This window comes from Methylobacterium sp. V23 (assembly GCF_002917135.1).
GTDB lineage: Bacteria > Pseudomonadota > Alphaproteobacteria > Rhizobiales > Beijerinckiaceae > Methylobacterium.
On the sequence record NZ_PDHT01000006.1, the window covers coordinates 45,525 to 64,128 of the forward strand.

General features: G+C 67.4%; 24 protein-coding genes. 7 read left to right on the forward strand and 17 right to left on the reverse strand.

Going from position 1 to position 18,604, the window contains the following annotated elements; translation table 11 throughout:
* Positions 1-156 precede the first annotated feature (156 nt).
* The 3 genes from ppdK to CRT23_RS07840 all read right to left on the reverse strand — a co-directional run bounded on the left by ppdK (position 157) and on the right by CRT23_RS07840 (position 3,820).
* A complete protein-coding gene (ppdK, locus tag CRT23_RS07830) occupies positions 157-2,829 on the reverse strand; it encodes a pyruvate, phosphate dikinase (protein WP_103709255.1) in 2,673 nt (890 codons plus the stop codon).
* Between the two features lie 147 nt (positions 2,830-2,976).
* A complete protein-coding gene (locus CRT23_RS07835) occupies positions 2,977-3,129 on the reverse strand; it encodes a DUF3096 domain-containing protein (protein WP_103709256.1) in 153 nt (50 codons plus the stop codon).
* Between the two features lie 49 nt (positions 3,130-3,178).
* Positions 3,179-3,820 carry a L,D-transpeptidase gene (locus CRT23_RS07840; RefSeq protein WP_055953136.1) on the reverse strand — a complete coding sequence of 214 codons (642 nt, stop codon included), beginning with the start codon at positions 3,818-3,820 and terminating at the stop codon, positions 3,179-3,181.
* A 247-nt stretch (positions 3,821-4,067) separates the two neighbouring features.
* Here CRT23_RS07840 and CRT23_RS07845 point away from each other — a divergent pair, with 247 nt between their 5' ends.
* The gene (locus CRT23_RS07845) at positions 4,068-4,514 is read left to right on the forward strand and encodes a VOC family protein (protein WP_103709257.1); all 447 of its coding nucleotides are present in this window, start codon (positions 4,068-4,070) and stop codon (positions 4,512-4,514) included.
* Between the two features lie 26 nt (positions 4,515-4,540).
* On the opposite strand, the gene CRT23_RS07850 is transcribed toward CRT23_RS07845, so the two are convergent.
* On the reverse strand, positions 4,541-4,984 hold the full coding sequence (locus tag CRT23_RS07850; protein ID WP_055953129.1) for a cyclic nucleotide-binding domain-containing protein: 444 nt from the start codon (positions 4,982-4,984) through the stop codon (positions 4,541-4,543).
* A 293-nt stretch (positions 4,985-5,277) separates the two neighbouring features.
* Here CRT23_RS07850 and CRT23_RS07855 point away from each other — a divergent pair, with 293 nt between their 5' ends.
* On the forward strand, positions 5,278-5,472 hold the full coding sequence (locus CRT23_RS07855) for a KGG domain-containing protein (RefSeq protein ID WP_103709258.1): 195 nt from the start codon (positions 5,278-5,280) through the stop codon (positions 5,470-5,472).
* 126 nt (positions 5,473-5,598) lie between these two features.
* On the opposite strand, the gene CRT23_RS07860 is transcribed toward CRT23_RS07855, so the two are convergent.
* Both CRT23_RS07860 and CRT23_RS07865 read right to left on the reverse strand, forming a co-directional pair.
* Positions 5,599-5,964, reverse strand: a complete 366-nt coding sequence (locus CRT23_RS07860) for a hypothetical protein (RefSeq protein WP_103709259.1) — start codon at positions 5,962-5,964, stop codon at positions 5,599-5,601.
* Positions 5,965-6,419: 455 nt separating this feature from the next.
* On the reverse strand, positions 6,420-7,223 hold the full coding sequence (locus CRT23_RS07865; RefSeq protein WP_055953119.1) for a response regulator: 804 nt from the start codon (positions 7,221-7,223) through the stop codon (positions 6,420-6,422).
* Positions 7,224-7,403: 180 nt separating this feature from the next.
* Here CRT23_RS07865 and CRT23_RS07870 point away from each other — a divergent pair, with 180 nt between their 5' ends.
* Positions 7,404-7,628 carry a NepR family anti-sigma factor gene (locus CRT23_RS07870; RefSeq protein WP_146056345.1) on the forward strand — a complete coding sequence of 75 codons (225 nt, stop codon included), beginning with the start codon at positions 7,404-7,406 and terminating at the stop codon, positions 7,626-7,628.
* A gap of 143 nt (positions 7,629-7,771) precedes the next feature.
* Here CRT23_RS07870 and CRT23_RS07875 read toward each other — a convergent pair whose 3' ends face one another.
* From CRT23_RS07875 to CRT23_RS07915, 9 genes are all read right to left on the reverse strand, one after another.
* A complete protein-coding gene (locus CRT23_RS07875; protein ID WP_003599466.1) occupies positions 7,772-7,948 on the reverse strand; it encodes a DUF1328 domain-containing protein in 177 nt (58 codons plus the stop codon).
* A gap of 180 nt (positions 7,949-8,128) precedes the next feature.
* A complete protein-coding gene (locus CRT23_RS07880) occupies positions 8,129-8,329 on the reverse strand; it encodes a hypothetical protein (protein ID WP_103709261.1) in 201 nt (66 codons plus the stop codon).
* Positions 8,330-8,443: 114 nt separating this feature from the next.
* Positions 8,444-9,640 (reverse strand): alpha/beta hydrolase, encoded by a 1,197-nt coding sequence (locus tag CRT23_RS07885; protein ID WP_103709262.1) that lies wholly within the window; start codon positions 9,638-9,640, stop codon positions 8,444-8,446.
* A gap of 139 nt (positions 9,641-9,779) precedes the next feature.
* Positions 9,780-9,983, reverse strand: a complete 204-nt coding sequence (locus tag CRT23_RS07890) for a hypothetical protein (protein ID WP_146056346.1) — start codon at positions 9,981-9,983, stop codon at positions 9,780-9,782.
* A gap of 91 nt (positions 9,984-10,074) precedes the next feature.
* Entirely contained in the window at positions 10,075-10,515 is a 441-nt protein-coding gene (locus CRT23_RS07895; RefSeq protein WP_103709263.1) for a response regulator, read from the reverse strand.
* A 154-nt stretch (positions 10,516-10,669) separates the two neighbouring features.
* Positions 10,670-11,566, reverse strand: coding sequence for a dienelactone hydrolase family protein (locus CRT23_RS07900; protein WP_103709264.1), 897 nt, complete (start codon positions 11,564-11,566; stop codon positions 10,670-10,672).
* Between the two features lie 97 nt (positions 11,567-11,663).
* Positions 11,664-12,194, reverse strand: coding sequence for a hypothetical protein (locus tag CRT23_RS07905; protein WP_103709265.1), 531 nt, complete (start codon positions 12,192-12,194; stop codon positions 11,664-11,666).
* A 137-nt stretch (positions 12,195-12,331) separates the two neighbouring features.
* A complete protein-coding gene (locus CRT23_RS07910; RefSeq protein WP_245436064.1) occupies positions 12,332-12,769 on the reverse strand; it encodes a DUF192 domain-containing protein in 438 nt (145 codons plus the stop codon).
* A gap of 71 nt (positions 12,770-12,840) precedes the next feature.
* Positions 12,841-13,458 (reverse strand): cold-shock protein, encoded by a 618-nt coding sequence (locus tag CRT23_RS07915; protein WP_055953095.1) that lies wholly within the window; start codon positions 13,456-13,458, stop codon positions 12,841-12,843.
* Between the two features lie 301 nt (positions 13,459-13,759).
* Between CRT23_RS07915 and CRT23_RS07920 the strand changes: the two genes are divergently transcribed.
* Entirely contained in the window at positions 13,760-14,749 is a 990-nt protein-coding gene (locus CRT23_RS07920; RefSeq protein WP_103709266.1) for a heparan-alpha-glucosaminide N-acetyltransferase, read from the forward strand.
* 25 nt (positions 14,750-14,774) lie between these two features.
* On the opposite strand, the gene efp is transcribed toward CRT23_RS07920, so the two are convergent.
* Positions 14,775-15,341, reverse strand: coding sequence for an elongation factor P (efp, locus tag CRT23_RS07925; protein WP_055953091.1), 567 nt, complete (start codon positions 15,339-15,341; stop codon positions 14,775-14,777).
* Between the two features lie 182 nt (positions 15,342-15,523).
* Here efp and epmA point away from each other — a divergent pair, with 182 nt between their 5' ends.
* From epmA to CRT23_RS07940, 3 genes are all read left to right on the forward strand, one after another.
* Complete coding sequence (gene epmA / locus CRT23_RS07930) at positions 15,524-16,576, forward strand: EF-P lysine aminoacylase EpmA (protein WP_103709267.1); 1,053 nt, start codon at positions 15,524-15,526, stop codon at positions 16,574-16,576.
* The gene (locus tag CRT23_RS07935) at positions 16,573-17,625 is read left to right on the forward strand and encodes a lysine-2,3-aminomutase-like protein (protein WP_103709268.1); all 1,053 of its coding nucleotides are present in this window, start codon (positions 16,573-16,575) and stop codon (positions 17,623-17,625) included. The genes epmA and CRT23_RS07935 overlap by 4 nt, the downstream gene beginning before the upstream one ends.
* A gap of 115 nt (positions 17,626-17,740) precedes the next feature.
* Positions 17,741-18,190 (forward strand): Tellurite resistance protein TerB, encoded by a 450-nt coding sequence (locus CRT23_RS07940; protein ID WP_103709269.1) that lies wholly within the window; start codon positions 17,741-17,743, stop codon positions 18,188-18,190.
* A gap of 3 nt (positions 18,191-18,193) precedes the next feature.
* Here the strand turns inward: CRT23_RS07940 and CRT23_RS07945 are convergent, their stop codons facing one another.
* On the reverse strand, positions 18,194-18,586 hold the full coding sequence (locus CRT23_RS07945) for a phage holin family protein (RefSeq protein WP_103709270.1): 393 nt from the start codon (positions 18,584-18,586) through the stop codon (positions 18,194-18,196).
* Between the last annotated feature and the right edge of the window lie 18 nt (positions 18,587-18,604).

The following is an 18,604-nucleotide window of genomic DNA, read 5'->3' on the forward strand; positions in this document are numbered from 1 at the left end:
ACTGAACGTGCCCGCGCGGAATCGGTTCGCCGCGTTTTCGACAATTTGTTGAACGGTTCGTTTATCGGGTGGACCGGGACGGCGCGTGGCCGTCCCGGTCCATGAGCGTTGGGGCGCGGCGACCCCGCTGGAGTCGCCGCCGTCCTCGACGCGCTCCTACTTGGCGGCCTTGGCGGCGAGGGCCGCCTGGGCAGCCGCGAGGCGGGCGATCGGCACCCGGTAGGGTGAGCACGACACGTAGTCGAGGCCGACCTCCTGGCAGAATGCCACCGAAGCCGGGTCGCCGCCGTGCTCGCCGCAGATGCCGAGCTTGATGTCGGGACGCACTGCCCGGCCACGCTCGACGCCGATGCGCACGAGCTCGCCGACGCCCTCCTGGTCGATGCTGATGAACGGATCGGCCGCCAGGATGCCCTTCTGGGTGTAGGCGCCCAGGAAGGTCGCGGCATCGTCGCGGGAGATGCCGAGGGCGGTCTGCGTCAGGTCGTTGGTGCCGAAGGAGAAGAACTCCGCCGTTTCGGCGATGTCGCCGGCCCGGAGCGCGGCCCGGGGCAGCTCGATCATCGTGCCGACCTGATAATCAACCGTGCTGCCCGTTTCAGCAGCGACGGCCTTCGCCATGGCATCGATGCGCGCCTTGACGATGTCGAACTCCATCTTCGTGAAGACGAGCGGCACCATCACCTCGGGGGTGACGGGCGATCCCGTCTCCTTGGCGGCCTGGACGGCCGCCTCGAAGATCGCCCGGGCCTGCATCTCGGCGATCTCCGGGAAGGCGATCGCGAGGCGGCAGCCGCGGAAGCCGAGCATCGGGTTGAACTCGTGCAGCTCCGTCATGCGGCGGCGCAGCTTGTCCTCGGAGACGCCCGTGCTGGTGGCGACGTCGCGGACCTCCTCGTCGGTGTGCGGCAGGAATTCGTGCAGCGGCGGATCGAGCAGGCGGATCGTGACGGGCAGGCCCGACATGATCGTGAACAGCTCGACGAAGTCCTGACGCTGGTAGGGCAGGATCTTGGCGAGCGCCGCGCGGCGGCCCTCGACGTCGTCGGCGAGGATCATCTCGCGCACGGCGACGATGCGGTCACCCTCGAAGAACATGTGCTCGGTGCGGCACAGGCCGATGCCCTCGGCGCCGAAGTTCCGGGCAGCCCGGGCGTCGGTCGGGGTGTCGGCGTTGGTGCGGACCTTCATGGTGCGCACCTTGTCGGCCCAGCCCATCAGGGTGGCGAACTCGCCCGACAGGGACGGCTCCAGCATCGCCACCTCGCCGAGGAGCACTTGGCCCGTCGAGCCGTCGATGGTGATCTTGTCGCCGGCCTTCAGGGTGGTTCCGGCCACGGAGAGGGTGCCGGCCTTGTAGTCGACGCGGATCGAGCCGACGCCGGAGACGCAGGGCTTGCCCATGCCGCGGGCCACCACGGCCGCGTGACTGGTCATGCCGCCGCGTGTGGTGAGGATCCCCTCGGAGGCGTGCATGCCGTGGATGTCTTCCGGCGAGGTCTCCACGCGCACCAGGATACACTTGCGCTCGGCCTTGCGGGCGGCCTCGGCATCCTCGGAATTGAAGACGATCTCGCCGGTGGCGGCGCCCGGCGAAGCGGGCAGGCCGGCGGCGATGACCTTGCGCTCGGCCTTCGGGTCGATAGTCGGATGCAGAAGCTGGTCGAGGGCGGCGGGTTCGACGCGGCCGATGGCCTCCTCCTCGGTGATCAGGCCTTCGGCGGCGAGATCGACGGCGATCCGCAGGGCGGCCTTCGCGGTGCGCTTGCCGTTGCGGGTCTGGAGCATCCAGAGCTTTCCGCTCTCGATGGTGAACTCCATGTCCTGCATGTCGCGGTAGTGGTTCTCGAGGAGGCCGTAGATCCGTACCAGCTCGGCGTAGGAGTCGGGCATGGCCAGCTCCATCGACGGACGATCGGACTTGGCCTCGATGCGGGCCTTCTCGGTGATGTCCTGCGGGGTGCGGATGCCCGCCACCACGTCCTCGCCCTGGGCGTTGATCAGGAACTCGCCGTAGAGGGCGCGCTCACCGGTGGACGGGTTGCGGGTGAAGGCGACGCCGGTGGCCGAGGTATCGCCCATGTTGCCGAACACCATGGCCTGAACGTTGACGGCCGTGCCCCAGCTCTCCGGAATGCTGTTCAGCTCACGGTACTTCTTGGCGCGCGGGATCATCCAGGAATCGAACACCGCACCGATGGCGCCCCAGAGCTGATCTTCGGGAGCCTGCGGGAAGTCGGAGCCGTGCTCGGCCTTCACGATGGCCTTGTACTTCCCGACGAGGTGCTTCCAGTCCTCGGCCCCGAGTTCGGTGTCGAGGCTGACGCCCTTGCCTTCCTTGTAGTGCTCCAGCGCCTCCTCGAAGGCGTGATGCTCCACGCCGAGGACGACGTTCGAGTACATGGTGATGAAGCGGCGGTAGGAATCGTAGGCGAAGCGCGGATCGCCGGCGCCCTGCGCCAGGGCCTCGACGGTGCGGTCATTGAGGCCGAGGTTGAGCACCGTGTCCATCATGCCCGGCATCGAAGCGCGGGCGCCCGAGCGGACCGAAACGAGGAGCGGGTTCTCCGGATCGCCGAAGCCGCGTCCGGTGAGCGCACCGACGGCGTCAAGGGCGGCCTTGACCTGGCCCTTCAGCTCTTCCGGATACTGCTGTCCGTGATCGTAGTAGTAGGTACAGACTTCAGTCGTGATGGTGAAACCGGGTGGCACCGGAAGACCGAGATTCGACATCTCCGCGAGGTTCGCGCCCTTCCCGCCCAGCAGGTTGCGCATGGACGACTGGCCCTCGGCCTTGCCGTCACCGAAGGAGTAGACCCACTTGCCCATCTGTATCCGTCCGCTTGCAGGAGTGAAAACTGCCCCATGCCTAACACGGCGGGTTGGACCATCTTCTGCTGCAACGCAAGATGAACGGCTCGTCCAGGCGATGACAGCGTGACGCTTCGGGCCCGCTGTAACGGAGCCGTTGCCGGATCAGCCGAGCGACCGGAAGACACCGAAGCCGATCAAGCCGACCAGGATCAGGTAGATCGCCACGATGTAGTTCAGCAGCCGCGGGACGATCAGGATCAGCACGCCGGCGGCTAGGGCGATGACGGGCTGAAGGCTGGAAATCGTAATGGTCATGGGTCGCGCTCCGGCACGCCATTGGGACTTGTCTGCGCCGCCCGGGACCTCAGACGCGGTACTTTCCGTTGCGCTTGATCAGCACCTGCGTGCCCACCGGTACCCGCTCGTAGAGGTCGACGATGTCCTCGTTGAGCATGCGCACGCAGCCGGACGACATCTGCTCGCCGATGCTCCAGGGCTCGTTGGTGCCATGAATGCGGAAGAGGATGTCGCGGTTGCCCTGGTAGAGATACAGGGCACGGGCGCCGAGGGGGTTGTCGACGCCACCCTTCCGGGTGCGCGGCAGGTCGGGGTTGAGGGAGACCATGGTGGTGGTGGGGCTCCAGTCCGGCCAGACGCCCTTGCGTCCGACCCGCGCCTGGCCCTTCCAGGAGAAGCCGAGCTTGCCGACGCCGACGCCGTACTGCACCGCCGTCCCGTCCTCCTGCACCAGGGCGAGCTGCCGGTTGTCGATATCGACGACGATCGTGCCGGGTTTCTCGGGCCCGGTGTAGCGCACCACCTGCCGGCGATACTTCGGATCGAGCCGGGACTTGTCGACCAGGGGGACGTCGTAGGGCTTGTCCGGCATCGTGCCGGTGTACCAAGCTGCCTCGTCGTCCTGCGCCAGATTCACGGGGCCACGGGACTGGCACGCCGCGAGGGGCGCGATCAGGATCAGGCCGAGGATGAGACGGCGGGACGGCATGGACAGCTCCACGTTTCGACGCGTCGGAGGACGGCTCTGTCCCATGACTACCGCTCTCGGACCTCCGACGTTGTGTCATTCCCGCCGCAGGTCGGACGTTGCGTGCGCGGTTCATCGTGCGGCGGAGGGGTCCGAGGCCGGACGAGGCCGGGCCGCCCGGGCGGCCTTGCGCCCCGCGCATTGCATCGCGCGTACGAGACTTTCATGATGGCTCCGGGCTGCCGCCGGCCCCGGAGCACAGGTGACGATGGTCGAGACGCAGGTGCTTTCCGAGATCGATGCCGACGCTCCACTGGCCGACCTCGCCCCCGCCGTTCATCTCGATCACTGCGTCATCCACGTCACGGACTGGGAGCGCTCGAACGCGTTTTATCGGGATGTGATGGGGGCCGAGATCATTCCGCGCGGCTCGGCCTTCGCGTATCGCTTCGGCGGCGTTCAGCTGAACGTGCACGGGCCGGGCGTGGACGCGACGCCGTTGGCCAGGATTCCCGTGCAGCCGGGAAACAGTGACCTGTGCTTTCGCTGGTCGGGCTCGATCGAGCAGGCCGCCGACCATCTCGCCTCGCTGGGCGTGACGGTCGAGCTCGGACCCGTGGAGCGCAACGGCGCCGCCGGCGCCGGGGTCAGTCTCTATTTTCGAGACCCTGACGGATCCCTGATGGAGTTCATCACCTATCCGCCCTCTCCGTAGGACGCGGTCCGACACCACCGTCGGCTTCAGCCTCGACTTTGGGCGAGCTGTTGGTTGGTCTGTTCGAGGCGGAGTGCCAATTCACGCATCACCGCGATGGCGATGGGCGGGAACTGTGCCAGCAACTCCAGGAAGACGGTCCGGTCGATTCGCAGGACGGTGGCTGGATCGACGGCGGCGACGGTCGCCGAGCGTGGCTGGTCGGCGAGGATGCCCATCTCGCCCACGAGGGCGTTCGCCCCCAGCAACGCCAAGCGAAAGGGCCCCTGCGGTCCGTCGATCGAGACCTCCGCCGAGCCTTCCAGAAGGAGATAAGCCGCATCGGCCGCGTCGCCCTGGGCGAAGAGCTGCTGGCCCGCTTCGAAATGGACGCGCTCGCTGGTGAAGGCGAGGAGCTTCAGGCGCGACGGCTCGACACCACGGAACAAGGGCACCTGGCGAAGAGACGAAACCTCGGTCTCGAGGGTCATTGAGTCAGGCTCCCGTGACGCGACGTCCCTCCTGGGGCGGCACGATCCTGGCGCATCCAATGCGGCTCCGTGCCAATTTGTCCAGACCCCGTCGCCCCACGGACCGCGACGCCCCCAGCGGACGCGATTCGTGCTGCGCCACCGCCCACCAGTCCAACCGTTCCGTCTAACGGTTAAGCTTAAATTAATCGCCAATCCTTGGCGCATGGACTGCTCACGCCGTGATCAGATGAGGAACCATCGATATTGGCAAAGGTTGTCCTGGCAGTGAACGCAAAGCTGAGGAGGCGCTGATGGCATCAGGAAATTCCACCTCGAAGCGAGGTTTCGCATCGATGGACCTCGAACGGCAGCGGGAAATCGCGAGCAAGGGTGGCCGCAGCGTGCCGGCCGAGAAGCGCTCGTTCTCGCAGGATCGCGAGCTGGCCTCGAATGCAGGTCGCAAGGGCGGACAGTCGAGCGGCTCCGGTCGTCCTGGCGAAGAGTAAGACGCCTTATGGCGCGTGGCCCTCAAGGGTCGCGCGCCTTTTTCTTTGCTTTGCACCTACCAATACAAACGCCCCGTCCAGATGGAACGGGGCGTTTGTGTTGGACCATAAATGTCCAGCGTCTCGTCAGGTCATGCAGCGGCCCGGAACCATGCGGCGCGCTTCCGGTCCGGCCAGTGAGCTGATCGCCCGCTCGCAGCCTTCTTGAAGCGGCTTGCGCAAGCGAGGCATCTCCTTGTCGCTGGCGGTGCGACCCAGGGCGGGTGCGACCGGCTCCGAGCGCGGGGCGGTATTCGGGACGGAAGCAAGATGGATCTGTCCAGCGGTCGCCGGAACGACACGGATCTCGGGGATCTCCTGCTGCACCATCGACAGGACCGGCTTGGCGGATGGCGCCCACTGATCGGCGGCCTGACGGACGGTCGGTTGGATCAGCAACGCCAGGACAGCGGCCGGTCCACTCACGCTGAGGAAGAAGCCAGACCGAGACATTGCCGTAATCTCCGCGCAGAGCTTGACAGGTTGTCAGTTCAACGCAGTTCGAAAACAACGGTTCCTTAACCCTTTTGATCTGGATATCCAGTCCTTAAGGCGATGCATCGCATTGTCTTAATTGCCACCGGCTCGGCTCCCTGCCTTTCTCTTCCCGTGGCGATTTTGCATCGACGTCGAGAAAAATCACACGTCGCAGACCGGGGTCGGAACCCTCGCGGTCGAACTTCGTTGTTCCAGCACCCGGCCGCCTGGTCCTCCCCCGCATTCCCCTTGTGCATTGGCCGGAACCTTTCGACGGGTCGGAGTTAATCCGACCCGTTTTTTTATGTCCGTACGGCGGGCTGCAGAGACCTTTGGCGAACGGCATGAAAAAACCCCGGTCGTTCGACCGGGGTTCGTTCAGCTGTTTCCGCAGGAGTTCAGAGCGCAACCGGCGCTCCCATGCAGAGCGATCAGGCCGACTTCGCCTCGCGGCGACGGGCGCTCTGCTGGAAGAACAGGGCCTGGCTGATCACCGCCGAGACGTTGGCAGGCTGGAAGGGCTTGGCGATCAGGAACGCCGGCTCGGGGCGCTCGCCGGTGAGGAAGCGCTCGGGGTAGGCCGTGATGAAGATCACCGGAACCTCGAAGGTCTTCAGGAGATCGTTCACGGCGTCGAGGCCGGAGCTACCATCGGCGAGCTGGATATCGGCCAGGATCAGGCCCGGACGCGTACCCCCGGAGGCGATCTTGATCGCCTCGGTGCGGGTGCGCGCAACGCCGATCACGTTGTGTCCGAGGCCTTCCACGAGCGCCTCGAGATCCATCGCGATCAGCGGCTCGTCCTCGATGATGAGGATCTCGGTGGCCATGTCGGCTGCAAGCTCGCGTCCGGCTTCATCGACCAGGTCGCGGACCTGGCTGACGTCGACGTCAAGGATGATCGCGGCATCCTCCTCCGAGAAGCCCTCGAGGCAGGAGAGCAGGAAGGCTTGGCGCGGCAGCGGCGTGATCTGGCCGAGGCGGACTTCCGCCGGCAGATCGTGCTGAACCTGCTCGCTCTGGCCATTCACCGACAGCGAATTCCAGATGCGGGTGAAGACGCGGAACAGATCGGCCTTCACGTTGGAGCTGCGACCGAGCGTCTCCGGCTCGTTCACGAGAGTTTCCAGGGTGGCGGCCACGTAGGCGTCGCCAGCAACCTGGCTGCCGGTCAGCGCCCGCGCGTAACGGCGCAGGTACGGCAGATGCTGAACGACGAGTTGAGCTGTCGACATTATATCCCCTTGGCTTTGCCGTTCTATCGGGCGCCTCCGCCACAACGCGGAATGCAGGGCTCCGTTCCGCTGGGCGGGAACCGATTGTTCACACCAGCGTTGCAGGTGCAGCCATGGCCTATGTGAAGCCGCAAAACAATCGCGGCGATGTCGCTTGTCGACATCCAAGGGGACCGACGTATGGACGATAACGGACCGGGTGCCGGCCCCTCACCCGAGGGAGTCGACCCGAAGACAGGCGACGCTGTGCCCGGACAGGGCCTGAGTGATCATACCCAGAAGCGGATCGGGCATCACCTCCGGGCCATGTACGATACCATCGTGCAGCAACCGGTCCCCGATCGATTCCGCGACCTCATCGCCAAGCTCGACGCGTCGACCCCCAATTCGGACACTCAGGGCTGAAGCCACCCGCGTCGCAGCTGCGAGAGATCGTCGGAAACGAAGGCCCGGGTCGTGAACTCTCACCCGTCGCGAAAAAGGGCCGCTCGTTGCGAGCGGCCCTTTTCACGTCTTTCGGTGCTCCGGCGCCACCGCGCCGAGAGGCATCAGAGCGTCGGCGAACGACCGCGCATCAGGCCGATCACGGCCGAGATGGCGAACAGCACGATGGCGACGAAGAACACGAGCTTCGCGGCTTCCATCGCCGTGCCGGCGATTCCACCGAAGCCGAGCAGCGCCGCGACGAGGGCGACGACCAAGAACGTAACGGCCCATCCGAGCATGTGACTCTACCCTTCATCAAGTACGGTGCAGCATCGGCTGCGACCTCATGACAGCATAACGCCAAGTTAGCAGGACGGTTCCTGGGTTCGCCACAGGTTCGCCACGTTTTCCACCGGTGGCGCGCAAAGCCTTTCACGCGGTTCTTCGGTGCTGCCGATGCACGGACACACCGAACGCCGTCACAGAGCGTTGCGGCGAACCGCACGGCACCAAACGATGCCGGATACGACGAGCGCGAGGCCGTATTGGCCGAAGCCGTTCTCCGCGAGATCGCCGACGGAGCCATGGATTTGAAGCAGAAGGTGCGTCAGGCCGTTCAGCACGATGACGGTGGCACAAAACAACGCGGACGCGGCAAGGACAGCGATGAAGTCGGGCATGGCGGTGCATCCGGTTGACCCGGATGTCCTCACGCAAAGCTTGCGCCAGCCCGTAGCGTCCGCACGACGGAGGGGGTGCGCCGTTCGCCGGACCAGCGGGACTGTCAGCGCGCGTCAGGGACGCCGCGATGCGGCCGGCTTGGGACGGGCGCCCGTCGACGCCGGGGCCGGCGTGGCGACGGCCGGCTGGACCGCCGGCGGACGGGGTGTTTCCACCACGAGGCGCTTGACCGGCCAGCCGTCGGCCCACCGCTCCATGTCGCTGAAGCGCGGATTGGCCTTGAGGCCCGCGGCGTCCGTTCCGCCGAACGCCGCAGCGGCAGCGAGGTCGAAGGTCTTCCAGTAGGCCAGATAGTCGAGGCTGTCGGCGCGAGAATTGTTGATCTGAGAAACCAGCGTGGTCTGCTCGCCCGTGAGGGCCATATCGGGCGTCCATTTGAACGGCGGAGCCGGCTGCTTCGGGTCGCGCGGCGGCTCCGGCGGCAGCTTGATGGCCGATCCGTCATAGGCGGCATCCACGCCGGCCGGCGACGTGAGCGTGGCGGCCAGAGCGGGAAACCCGTGGTCGTCCGAGAGCGCGCGCACGAACAGCTTGCGCTCGCTCGGCACGGCACTGGCCTCCCGCAGGAGGCGTCGTCCGGCCAAATCGGCGGCCCGCGCGTCGCGGTCGCCGATCACCGTGATGACCAGGGTCTCAGGGGCGATCCGGGCGAGATCGTGCAGGACGATCCCTCGGGCGCGCGCGTCGCTGGCGATACCGCCCGGCATGATTGCGAACACGAGGCGCGGAATGGGCAGTCCCTGCTCGGCCGCGTCGGCGGCGATGTTGGCGGCGATCGGTGCGCCGGCGAGGTGCCCGATCACCGCGACCCGCTTCGGGTCGGGTTTTGCGTCGGGATCACCGGCGAGGTCGGACAGCGTGGACTTCAGGATGCGCTGGGCGATCGCGCTCGCCTCCGATGGACGCGTTCGGTTGAGGTCCTGGAAGCGTGGAAAGACGACGAGGGAGCCGGTCCGGGCGAGGTGATCGATCCAGCTGCCGTAGGCCTGCGGATTGGGGGCACCCCAGGCATGCAGGAAGACGACGACGGGGCGGCCCTCCGCCGGGGCGGCGCCTGCCTTGTAGAAGACGAAGCTGCCGGAGCCGGCCTTGCCGAGACCGCGCTTCACGATGGTCGCGGCGCGATCGCCGATCCCGCCCGGGCCCTCTGCGGGCTGGTTCGGCGGGGCGGCGGCGATGACCGGAGCGGCCGCCGCCAGCAGCGCGGCGAGACCCAGAGCGGCGACGCCGAGGCTCAGTGTGGAACGCATGGACAGTCCGATGACGCAGCCCGTGAGCCTCGAAGGCCAGTCCTCGCGAAGCACGGATCAAATGTGGGCCGAACCATACGGCAATCCGTACCGCCTGAGTGCGGTATTCCCGCCGCACTCGCTCAGCGGAATTTGCGGCTCAGCGCTTGGTCTGGCCGCGTCGGTCGTCGATCATTGCGGCGAGCCGCATCAGATCGCTGGGCTGAACTGCGTCGGTGACCGCCTGATAGACGTCGCGAAGATTGCTTCCGAGTGTCGCCATCAGGCGATCTTCGGGCAAGCCGGTCAGGGACGACCACGCTTCATCCGGACGCTGGGCGCTGACCGATTGGGCAAAGTTCATCGTCGGCTTCCGGGCCATCGCGCGGCCTCTCGATTGCGGGAACCCGTTCAACGGCCTCGCGACCCGATGTTTCCGTTGATCTATGATAAATTTAGTTGCCGCGCAGGGGGGAGCCGATGACGTCCGGCCCGGCAGCGGAGCCGTCGGTGCGTCCGGCCGCCTCCTCGACCCAGGCCAGGATGTCGGCGGCGCGCCAAGGCTTCGGGATGAAGGTCGCCGAGACACGCAGGTCACTGGGCTGGTCACCGGCATCGCCGGAGGTCAACAGCACCCGGACGCGCGGCCAGGTGACGCCGATAATGCGGGCCAGTTCGAAACCGCCGATCGGCCCCGGTGTCCTAACGTCGGAGAAGACGACGCTGACCTCGTCGCCCCGATCGTTGAGAATCGCCAGGGCGCGTTCGGCCGTCTCGGCTTCGATGACCCGGAAGCCGGTCTCTTCGAGAAGCTCGGCCGCAAGGAACCGCTCATCTGGCTCGTCCTCGACGACGAGGATCACGGGACGTGCGTCAGATGGGGTCACAGCACTCATGGGTCCGGTACGCTCTTCGGGCCAGAACGGCGGGCCAAGTGCAATCTTGCGCCACGGAGGCGCGAAGCTGTCAATGTGGCGGAACCGACCAATAACCCTGGATGCGCGCCGCGTGGGCCCGTTGTGCTTTCAATGCCACGCTTTCGCGAGGTTTTTAGCCAACACCGTGAGATTTGAGAAAGGCTAGAGCGCGCGCCCAACCATCTTTCGCATCCGCTTCATGATAGCTCGGCCGATAATCCGCGTGGAATCCGTGCGGGGCATCCGGATACACGACGAGTTCTACCGACTTGCCGGCGGCCTTGGCCTTGTCCCGCGCTGCCTCCACGGCCGCGACGGGAATGCCGGTATCTGCACCGCCGTAGAGGCACAGGAGCGGTGCATTGAGCTCGGCCGCCAGGTCGGTGGCCGTGCGTGGCTGGATCTCCGTACGCTCGCCGCCGACGGGACCGTACCACGCGACACCCGCCTTCAGATCCTTCCGGTGAGCGGCATAGAGCCAGACGCCGCGCCCACCGCGGCACCAGCCCATCGTTCCGATCCGTGACGGATCCCCATGCGAGGCCGAAACCGCCCAGCTTGCGGCGGCATCCAGATCGGCGATCCATTGGGCGTCCGGGGTCTTCGAGATGATGTCGCGGATGATCACCTTCGCATCCGTCATCGTCGAGAGATCGCCCTGGCGGGCATAGAGCTCGGGTGCCACCGCGCAGTACCCGACCTTGGCGAGCCGGCGGCAGATATCCTTGATGTAGTCGTGCACGCCGAAGATTTCCTCGATGACGAGGATGATCGGAAACGGCCCCTCCCCCTTCGGCATGGCCCGATATCCGGGCATCGGACCATCGGCGGCGGGGATCTTGACCTCACCCGCTTCGATGCCCTCGACATCGGTCCTGATCACCTGGGCCTCGACGGAACTCGTTGCCAGGGTCAGTCCCGTCATTAGGCTCGTCATGACGAAGCCACGTCGGGAAAAGGGCGGCGTCAGGAGGCCGTCGAGACCCTCGAGCGGCGTGGCGTCTGCGCGGTGATCCGACGTGTTCGACATGATGGTCCCGGGGCGATCTGGGAGAAGCGATCTCGTCGGACGAAGACATCCTGGATCGCAGCCGAGAAGTTAGGGCTCGACGCCGGGCCGAACAGTCTCAGAGCGCGATGCGCTGGCGTGCCGCCTCGCCCGTTCGCGAATCCACCGGCGCGCCAACGCGCCGCGTCGCCAGCCGAGCCTCGCCGGTCGGGTTGCGCTTCCGGGCCGCCCCGGCGCCCGCGGGCTTCGGCCGAACGAGATCGCCCAGCGCCACGAAGCCCGCCTCGCCCCGTCGCGTTCCGGTGCCGGCGACCAGCCCGAAGGCCATGGCGAAGGATTGCGGGAGGCCCGAGTCCGTCTCGATCCCGAACGCCGTTACGGCGGCAAGGAACGCCTCACGGAAGCTGCGCGGCGTGCACCAGCTCTTCTCGGCGAGATGCATCGGCCATTCCCAGAGATCGCCCCGCCGTTGGGCAAGGGTTTCCCGCGCGATGAAGTAGCCGGTCCCGCGATGCTCCAGGCCGTCGGCGGCGACACGCCAGTCGGCGTTCTCGAACAGGACCGCGACCGGCTTGCACCCAGCACTGGGCGACAGGTCGTCCTGGGTGAAGTCGTCTAGAGGCAAGTCGTCCAAAGGCAGGTCGAACATGATGTCCCCTCGTCGCCAGGTTCGGAGCCGCCGCGTGGCCGTCCCGAAATGGATCAGAACATTGAGGGAACAGTGGGGATAAATCGCCCAGGCGTCAAGCCTTTGTTCTTGGTGTGTTCGGGTGGGCGACGATAACCCTAGCGTGGCTTCCGCGCGAACAGCGCGTGCTCCACGCGATCGCCGGCATGGATCCTGAGGCGCGCGGCCGTACCGGCATTCAGCTCCAGCACGGAGAGGACAGCCTCGTTCGAGGGGATCACCTTGGTGGAAAGCGGCTCTGTATCGGCCGCAATCTTCGCGATGGTGCCGTCGGCACGAATGAACAGCATGTCGAGCGGCAGGTAGGTGTTCTTCATCCACATCGCCACGGGCGCAGAGGCTTCGAAATCGAACAGCATGCCGTGATCGGGCGCCATCGTGCGCCGGTACATCAACCCTCGCGAGCGCTCCGCGTCCGTTCGCATCACCTCGACCGTGAAGACGTGCCGTCCCTCGCGACCGACGATGCTGAGCGGTTCTGCCGGCCCGGAGGCCGCATCCTGCGCGGCTGCGTGACCGAGGATCAGCCCGAACAGGGCAAGGGCGAGGAGCGCGCGAAACCCATCGCGCCAATCGATCAAACGTCGCGTGACCACCGGACCATCCGTCAGTGTGAGGCGGGCAGCGCACCGTCGAGCAGCCGGACTTCGGCGGCCATCTTGCCCTTGGAACCATCGCCGTAGCGGACGAGAACGGTCTCGCCCGGCTTGAGTTCGGCGATTCCGTAACGGCGGAGCGTCTCCATGTGAACGAAGATGTCCGGCGTCCCGTCGCCGCGGCTGAGGAATCCGAAGCCGCGCAGGCGGTTGAACCACTTCACCACGGCGGTTTCGAGGCCGCTGGTCGGCGTGACCGTGACGTGGGTGCGCGGCAGGGGCAATTCGGAGGGGTGAAGCGCGGTCGACTGATCGAGGGAGATGACCCGAAAGGCCTGCCAGCCGCGAGGCCGCTCCGTAGCCTCCACCACCACGCGGGCGCCCTCGCTGGCACTCTGATGCCCGTCCCGGCGCAGGCAGGTGATGTGGAGGAGCACGTCGGCCGAGCCGTCGTCCGGCACGATGAAGCCGAAGCCCTTCGCCACGTCGAACCACTTGATCCGGCCCGAGACCTCCGTGAGGTCGAGCGGTCGCTGCGCCTCGGCGCCCTGACCCTCGAGGGCGCGGGTGTCGTCCTGCTCGCCCGACGAACGCTGCCCGAAGGGGCCTGAACCGAAATCGTCAGACATGTAAGCAACCCACACCGAATCACGTCTCGCGACCCGCACCAGAGATTAACAAAGTCATGACTCGGCGGAAGCCCGTTTGGCGATCCGCGCTGGACTTCAATGCCGCATTGTTCGGCAGGGCGGTGCGGAGGCAACAGCCCACCCCCACCGACTGAACCCTAAGCCCTGGCCAAGCTTTAGTATTTTTAGGCTTTGCGTGTGGGTGATCAAAATTTGTTAAGCACCGGAGCGGAAGAGCATAGAGTCTGTGATCCAGGCCCGGCCGTCGCGACCGTGCGGGATCGATGCTAGGGCCTGCGCGATGATGCGCCCGCTTCCTTCTTCCGTTTCACCCCGGTTCCGGTACGCGGCCCTCGACGTCGCGCGTGGCATCGCCCTCGTGGCGATGGCGCTCTATCACGCCACCTGGGATCTCGGGGCTCTGCGGCTCACGCCCGAAAACTACGCGTTGACACCGTCGGGCAGGCTCGCCGCGCACGGGATCGCCGGAAGCTTCCTGATTCTGGTCGGGATCGGTCTCGTGCTGATGAACGACGAGCGCTTCGCGGCGCGGCCGTTCGTCCTGCGGCTGGCTCGGATCGCCGGTGCGGCGCTGCTCGTGACCGTCGCGACCCTCATCACCGATCCGTCGAGCTACATCTTCTTCGGTATCCTGCACTGCATCGCCGTCTCAAGCGTGCTGGCGCTTCCCTTCGTCAGGAGACTGCCACGCTGGGCTTCGGTACTTGCCGCGGCGCTCGTCCTCGCGGGACCGCACCTGATCGCGGGGGAGATCCTCGACACGCCGTTGCTGTCCTTCCTCGGCCTCGGTCGCACCATGCCGCAGACCAACGATTACGTGCCGCTGTTTCCCTGGTTCGGGATGGTTCTCGCCGGTGTCGCGATGGCCCTGTACGGGCTGGCCACCGTCCGCCGCTCGCGGCTCGCGACCTGGAAGGCCTCCGGCCGCCTCGCGCGAGGGCTGGCCTGGGCCGGGCGTCACAGCCTGGCGATCTACCTGATCCACCAGCCGATCCTGATGGGACTCTTCACGGGCATCGTCAGCGTGACGGGCCCGCACCCGCAGGCGGGGGTGGCGGAGTTCCGGGCGCTCTACGTGCGCAACTGCCTCGCGACGGGGGGCCAGACCCAAGCCTGTACCCGGGCGGCGGCCTGCGTCTCGGACGCGTTTCGCCGGGAAAACCTCTGGGCGGACCGGCCGCGCAGCTTCACCGCCGAGGAGCGCCTGCGGGCCCAGGGGCTGTCGCAGGGCTGCTACGAGGCGGCGGAGGGATCGGCGCCGGCTCCGTGAGGCCGGCGCGCGATCCCGGGGGCGCTCAGTCCTTGGCACGCTCCACGTAGGAGCCGTCCTCGGTCATGATCACCACGCGGGTGCCGACGGCGATGTGCGGCGGCACGGCGGTGCGGACGCCGTTGGAGAGGATCGCGGGCTTGTAGGACGAGGAGGCTGTCTGACCCTTCATCGCCGGCTCGGTCTCGGTGACTTCGAGGACGACGCGCTGCGGCAGGTCGAGGGTCAGCGCCACACCGTTATGGGTGGAGACCATGACGGCCATGCCTTCCTGCAGGTACGGCGCGGCGCTGCCGACGACGTCCTTGGGGATCGCGACCTGGTCGTAATTCTCGGGGTTCATGAAGTGGAAGCCCTCGCCGTCCTCGTAGAGGAAGGTGTGCTCCCGGTCCTCGACGAAGGCGCGCTCGACCGATTCCGTGGTGCGGTAGCGCTCGGACACCTTCACGCCGTCGGTGATACGGCGCATGTCGAGCTGGGTCACCGGGGTCCCCTTGCCGGGGTGGATGTTCTCGACCGTCAGGATGACGTAGAGCTTGCCATCCTTGTCGACGACGTTGCCCTTGCGGAGCGTAGAGGCGATCACCTTCACGGGGTCTGGTCCTACTGTGTTCGTTGAGAGAAACGACTCGGCGCCCCGACGCGGATCTCTCCGCGGGAGCGACATCTTGGCTCCGCCACTAACCTATCCGCGCCACCGTTGCCAGTCGCTCCGCGAGACGCCACTCCCGGGATGTCGATTTCAGATCTGAAGCAGGTCGCAAAGCTCGCCGCATGAACACCCCCTCCCCCTGGTGGGCGCCCCATCGCCACGCCGACCGCCGGCCGGCCCTGATGGTGCGCAACCGTATCGTCGCGGCGTTCCGGGCGCATTTCGCGGCGGCCGACTTCGTCGAGGTCGAGGCCGCCGCGCTGCAGGTGTCGCCCGGCAACGAGGCCCACCTCTCGGCCTTCGCCACCGAGTCCCTGGGGCCGGACGGCGCGCGGCGGGCGCTCTACCTGCACACCTCGCCGGAATTCGCCTGCAAGAAGCTCCTGGCCGCCGGCGAGCCGCGCCTCGTCAGCTTCGCCCGCGTCTATCGCAACCGCGAGCGCGGGCCCCTGCACCACCCGGAATTCACGATGCTCGAATGGTACCGGGCCGGGGCGGACTATACCGCGCTGATGCGCGACGGGGCCGAGCTCCTGGCGCTCGCCGCCGAGACGGCGGGGGTCCCGACGCTGCGCCATCGCGGCCGCGCGGCCGATCCCTTCGCGGAGCCCGATCGCGTCACCCTGGCGGAGGCCTTCGCCGCGCGTGCCGGCATCGACCTCCTCGCCACCATCGATACCGACGGGACCACCGACCGGGCGGCGCTCGCGGCGGCCGTGGCCGGGGCGGGGCTTCGAGTCGCCGAGGACGACACCTGGGCCGACCTGTTCAGCCGGGTCCTGGTGGCGCGGATCGAACCGCATCTCGGGCTCGGGCGCCCGACGATCCTGTGCGAGTACCCCGTCAGCGAGGCCGCCCTGGCCCGGCCGAGCCCGCGCGACCCGCGCGTGGCCGAGCGCTTCGAGCTCTATGCCTGCGGCGTCGAACTCGCCAACGCCTTCGGCGAACTCACCGATGCCGACGAGCAGCGCCGGCGTTTCACCGTGGAAATGACCGAGAAGGCGCGCGTCTACGGCGAGACCTACCCGATCGACGAGGACTTCCTCGACGCCCTGGCGATCATGCCGGAGGCGAGCGGAATCGCCCTCGGCCTCGACCGCCTCGTCATGCTGGCGACCGATGCCCGCCACATCGAGGACGTGCTCTGGACGCCGGTGGCGGGGCCGGCGCGATGAGCGCGTCCCTGCGCCGGCCGGCCGACCTCGCCCGGGCGGGGCTCGTGGCCCCCGCCGACCTTCCGGCCCTGGAGGCCGTGGCGGCCCGCTATGCCGTTTCCGTTACGGCCGACATGGCCGACTTGATCGACCCGCACGATCCGGCGGATCCGATCGCCCGCCAGTTCCTGCCCCGGGCCGAGGAGTTGGACACGCAGGCCCAGGAGGAGGTCGATCCCATCGGCGACGGGGCCCACAGCCCTTTGCCCGGCCTTGTCCATCGCTACCCGGACCGGGTGCTCCTGAAGCCGCTGCACGTCTGCCCGGTCTATTGTCGCTTCTGTTTCCGGCGCGAGATGGTCGGGCCGGAAGGGCTCGGCACCTTGAGCGAGGCCGATCTCGCCCGGGCCTTCGCCTATATCGCGGAACGGCCCGAGATCTGGGAGGTGGTGGTCACCGGCGGCGACCCCTTCGCCCTGGCGCCGCGCCGGCTCGCCCAGATCGCCGCGTCCCTTGCGGCAATCCCGCACGTGCGGGTGCTGCGCTTCCACACCCGGGTCCCGGTCGTGGAGCCGGGCACCGTCGGCCCCGACCTCATCGCGGCCCTGAAGCGCTTCGACGGCGCGGTCTTCGTCGCCCTGCACGCCAACCACCCCCGCGAGTTCACCCCGGCGGCCTGCGCGGCGGTGGCGCGCCTCGTCGATGCCGGCATCCCGACGGTGAGCCAGACCGTGCTGCTTGCCGGGATCAACGACGATCCGGAGACGCTCGCCCTCTTGATGCGCCGTTTCGTCGAGAATCGGATCAAGCCGTACTACCTGCATCACGGCGACCTCGCGCCCGGGACCGGGCACCTCCGGACCGAGCTCGCCGCGGGACGCGACCTCGTCCAGTCCTTGCGGGGACGCCTCTCGGGCCTCGCCCAGCCCCTCTACGTCCTCGATATCCCGGGCGGGCACGGCAAGGTCCCGGCCGGGCCCGATTATCTCGCCGCAAGCGGCACCGGGTGGCGGGTGACCGATCCGCAGGGGGACGTCCACGATTATCCGCCCAAGGCGCGCAAGCCGTGAGGCAGGAACTGCGTTGACACGCCTCCGGCGCCAAGCTCTTGATGCAAAAATCTTGTCATGGGATGGCCCGGCCGGATCCGGGTGGCGCCCAGTGTGAACGTCTTCGGGGAAGCGGATGGGTGTGTTTCAGGACTTCGTCGGACGCTTTTCCCAGACCATGGGCGCCTATCTCGGCGACCGTGCGCTGATGGAGGCGGCGGTCTCGGCCTCGGCCAACGTCATCCTGGCGGATTACGAGATCGACGAGGAGGAGATCGAGGTCGCACTCGCCGGTATGCGGGCCAACCCGATCCTCGAGCGGGGCTACGACACCCTGAAGCTGGAGGCCGAGCTGTTCGAGGGGATCGCCCGCGCCCGCACTCGCGCCGGACGCGCCGAGAACCTGCGCTTCGTCGCCGCCATCGCCGAGCGCGAGATTGCGCAGCGCACCAGCGTGTTCCTGATTGCCGCGGACGTCGCCGATCAGGCGGGGATCAGCGAGCCTGAGCACGCTGCCCTGGCCGAGATCGCGGCGGCGCTCGGCGTCGACAAGGACGCGTTGCTCGGCACCATCCAGAAGGCCTGAGGCTCAGTCGGCGACGCGGCCGGTCACCAGGGCGGCGTCCTTCTCGACCTGGCGCTCGAAGCGGCGCGGCAGCAGGTTGGAACGGTCCATCCGTCGCAGGCCGAGCACCATCAGGACGAGGGCGATCCCGGCGAAAGGCGCCCCGACGATCAGCGCCGCCAGGATTTCGGATCCGATCAGGGCGGCGATCCCTTTCACCAGCGCGACGAACAGCATCACCAGGGCGGCGACCACGAGGGTGAGCGCGGTGCCGAACCGGGCGACGAGGCCGAGGATCGCGCGGATGTTCCCATCCGTCTCGCGCCGCATCAGCTCGAGTTCCTGGCCGACGAGATCGCCGCCATGGCGCAGGCCCTCGCTGATCAGGCGGGCAAGGCTCGGCGTCGGTCGTGCCATCGGGGCGGTCCTCGTTTC

Bases quoted from the DNA above. Each gene is read 5' to 3' on its own strand.
- CRT23_RS07865 (WP_055953119.1), bottom strand. From the start codon at position 7,223: ATGTCGACAGCTCAACTCGTCGTTCAGCATCTGCCGTACCTGCGCCGT.
- CRT23_RS07890 (WP_146056346.1), bottom strand. From the start codon at position 9,983: ATGAACTTTGCCCAATCGGTCAGCGCCCAGCGTCCGGATGAAGCGTGG.
- CRT23_RS07935 (WP_103709268.1), top strand. From the start codon at position 16,573: ATGAGCGCGTCCCTGCGCCGGCCGGCCGACCTCGCCCGGGCGGGGCTC.
- CRT23_RS07835 (WP_103709256.1), bottom strand. From the start codon at position 3,129: ATGACCATTACGATTTCCAGCCTTCAGCCCGTCATCGCCCTAGCCGCC.
- CRT23_RS07855 (WP_103709258.1), top strand. From the start codon at position 5,278: ATGGCATCAGGAAATTCCACCTCGAAGCGAGGTTTCGCATCGATGGAC.
- CRT23_RS07875 (WP_003599466.1), bottom strand. From the start codon at position 7,948: ATGCTCGGATGGGCCGTTACGTTCTTGGTCGTCGCCCTCGTCGCGGCG.
- CRT23_RS07870 (WP_146056345.1), top strand. From the start codon at position 7,404: ATGGACGATAACGGACCGGGTGCCGGCCCCTCACCCGAGGGAGTCGAC.
- CRT23_RS07880 (WP_103709261.1), bottom strand. From the start codon at position 8,329: ATGCCCGACTTCATCGCTGTCCTTGCCGCGTCCGCGTTGTTTTGTGCC.
- CRT23_RS07885 (WP_103709262.1), bottom strand. From the start codon at position 9,640: ATGCGTTCCACACTGAGCCTCGGCGTCGCCGCTCTGGGTCTCGCCGCG.
- CRT23_RS07940 (WP_103709269.1), top strand. From the start codon at position 17,741: ATGGGTGTGTTTCAGGACTTCGTCGGACGCTTTTCCCAGACCATGGGC.
- CRT23_RS07945 (WP_103709270.1), bottom strand. From the start codon at position 18,586: ATGGCACGACCGACGCCGAGCCTTGCCCGCCTGATCAGCGAGGGCCTG.
- CRT23_RS07860 (WP_103709259.1), bottom strand. From the start codon at position 5,964: ATGTCTCGGTCTGGCTTCTTCCTCAGCGTGAGTGGACCGGCCGCTGTC.
- CRT23_RS07900 (WP_103709264.1), bottom strand. From the start codon at position 11,566: ATGTCGAACACGTCGGATCACCGCGCAGACGCCACGCCGCTCGAGGGT.
- CRT23_RS07915 (WP_055953095.1), bottom strand. From the start codon at position 13,458: ATGTCTGACGATTTCGGTTCAGGCCCCTTCGGGCAGCGTTCGTCGGGC.
- ppdK (WP_103709255.1), bottom strand. From the start codon at position 2,829: ATGGGCAAGTGGGTCTACTCCTTCGGTGACGGCAAGGCCGAGGGCCAG.
- CRT23_RS07920 (WP_103709266.1), top strand. From the start codon at position 13,760: ATGATGCGCCCGCTTCCTTCTTCCGTTTCACCCCGGTTCCGGTACGCG.
- CRT23_RS07905 (WP_103709265.1), bottom strand. From the start codon at position 12,194: ATGTTCGACCTGCCTTTGGACGACTTGCCTCTAGACGACTTCACCCAG.
- CRT23_RS07845 (WP_103709257.1), top strand. From the start codon at position 4,068: ATGGTCGAGACGCAGGTGCTTTCCGAGATCGATGCCGACGCTCCACTG.
- CRT23_RS07850 (WP_055953129.1), bottom strand. From the start codon at position 4,984: ATGACCCTCGAGACCGAGGTTTCGTCTCTTCGCCAGGTGCCCTTGTTC.
- epmA (WP_103709267.1), top strand. From the start codon at position 15,524: ATGAACACCCCCTCCCCCTGGTGGGCGCCCCATCGCCACGCCGACCGC.
- CRT23_RS07895 (WP_103709263.1), bottom strand. From the start codon at position 10,515: ATGAGTGCTGTGACCCCATCTGACGCACGTCCCGTGATCCTCGTCGTC.
- CRT23_RS07840 (WP_055953136.1), bottom strand. From the start codon at position 3,820: ATGCCGTCCCGCCGTCTCATCCTCGGCCTGATCCTGATCGCGCCCCTC.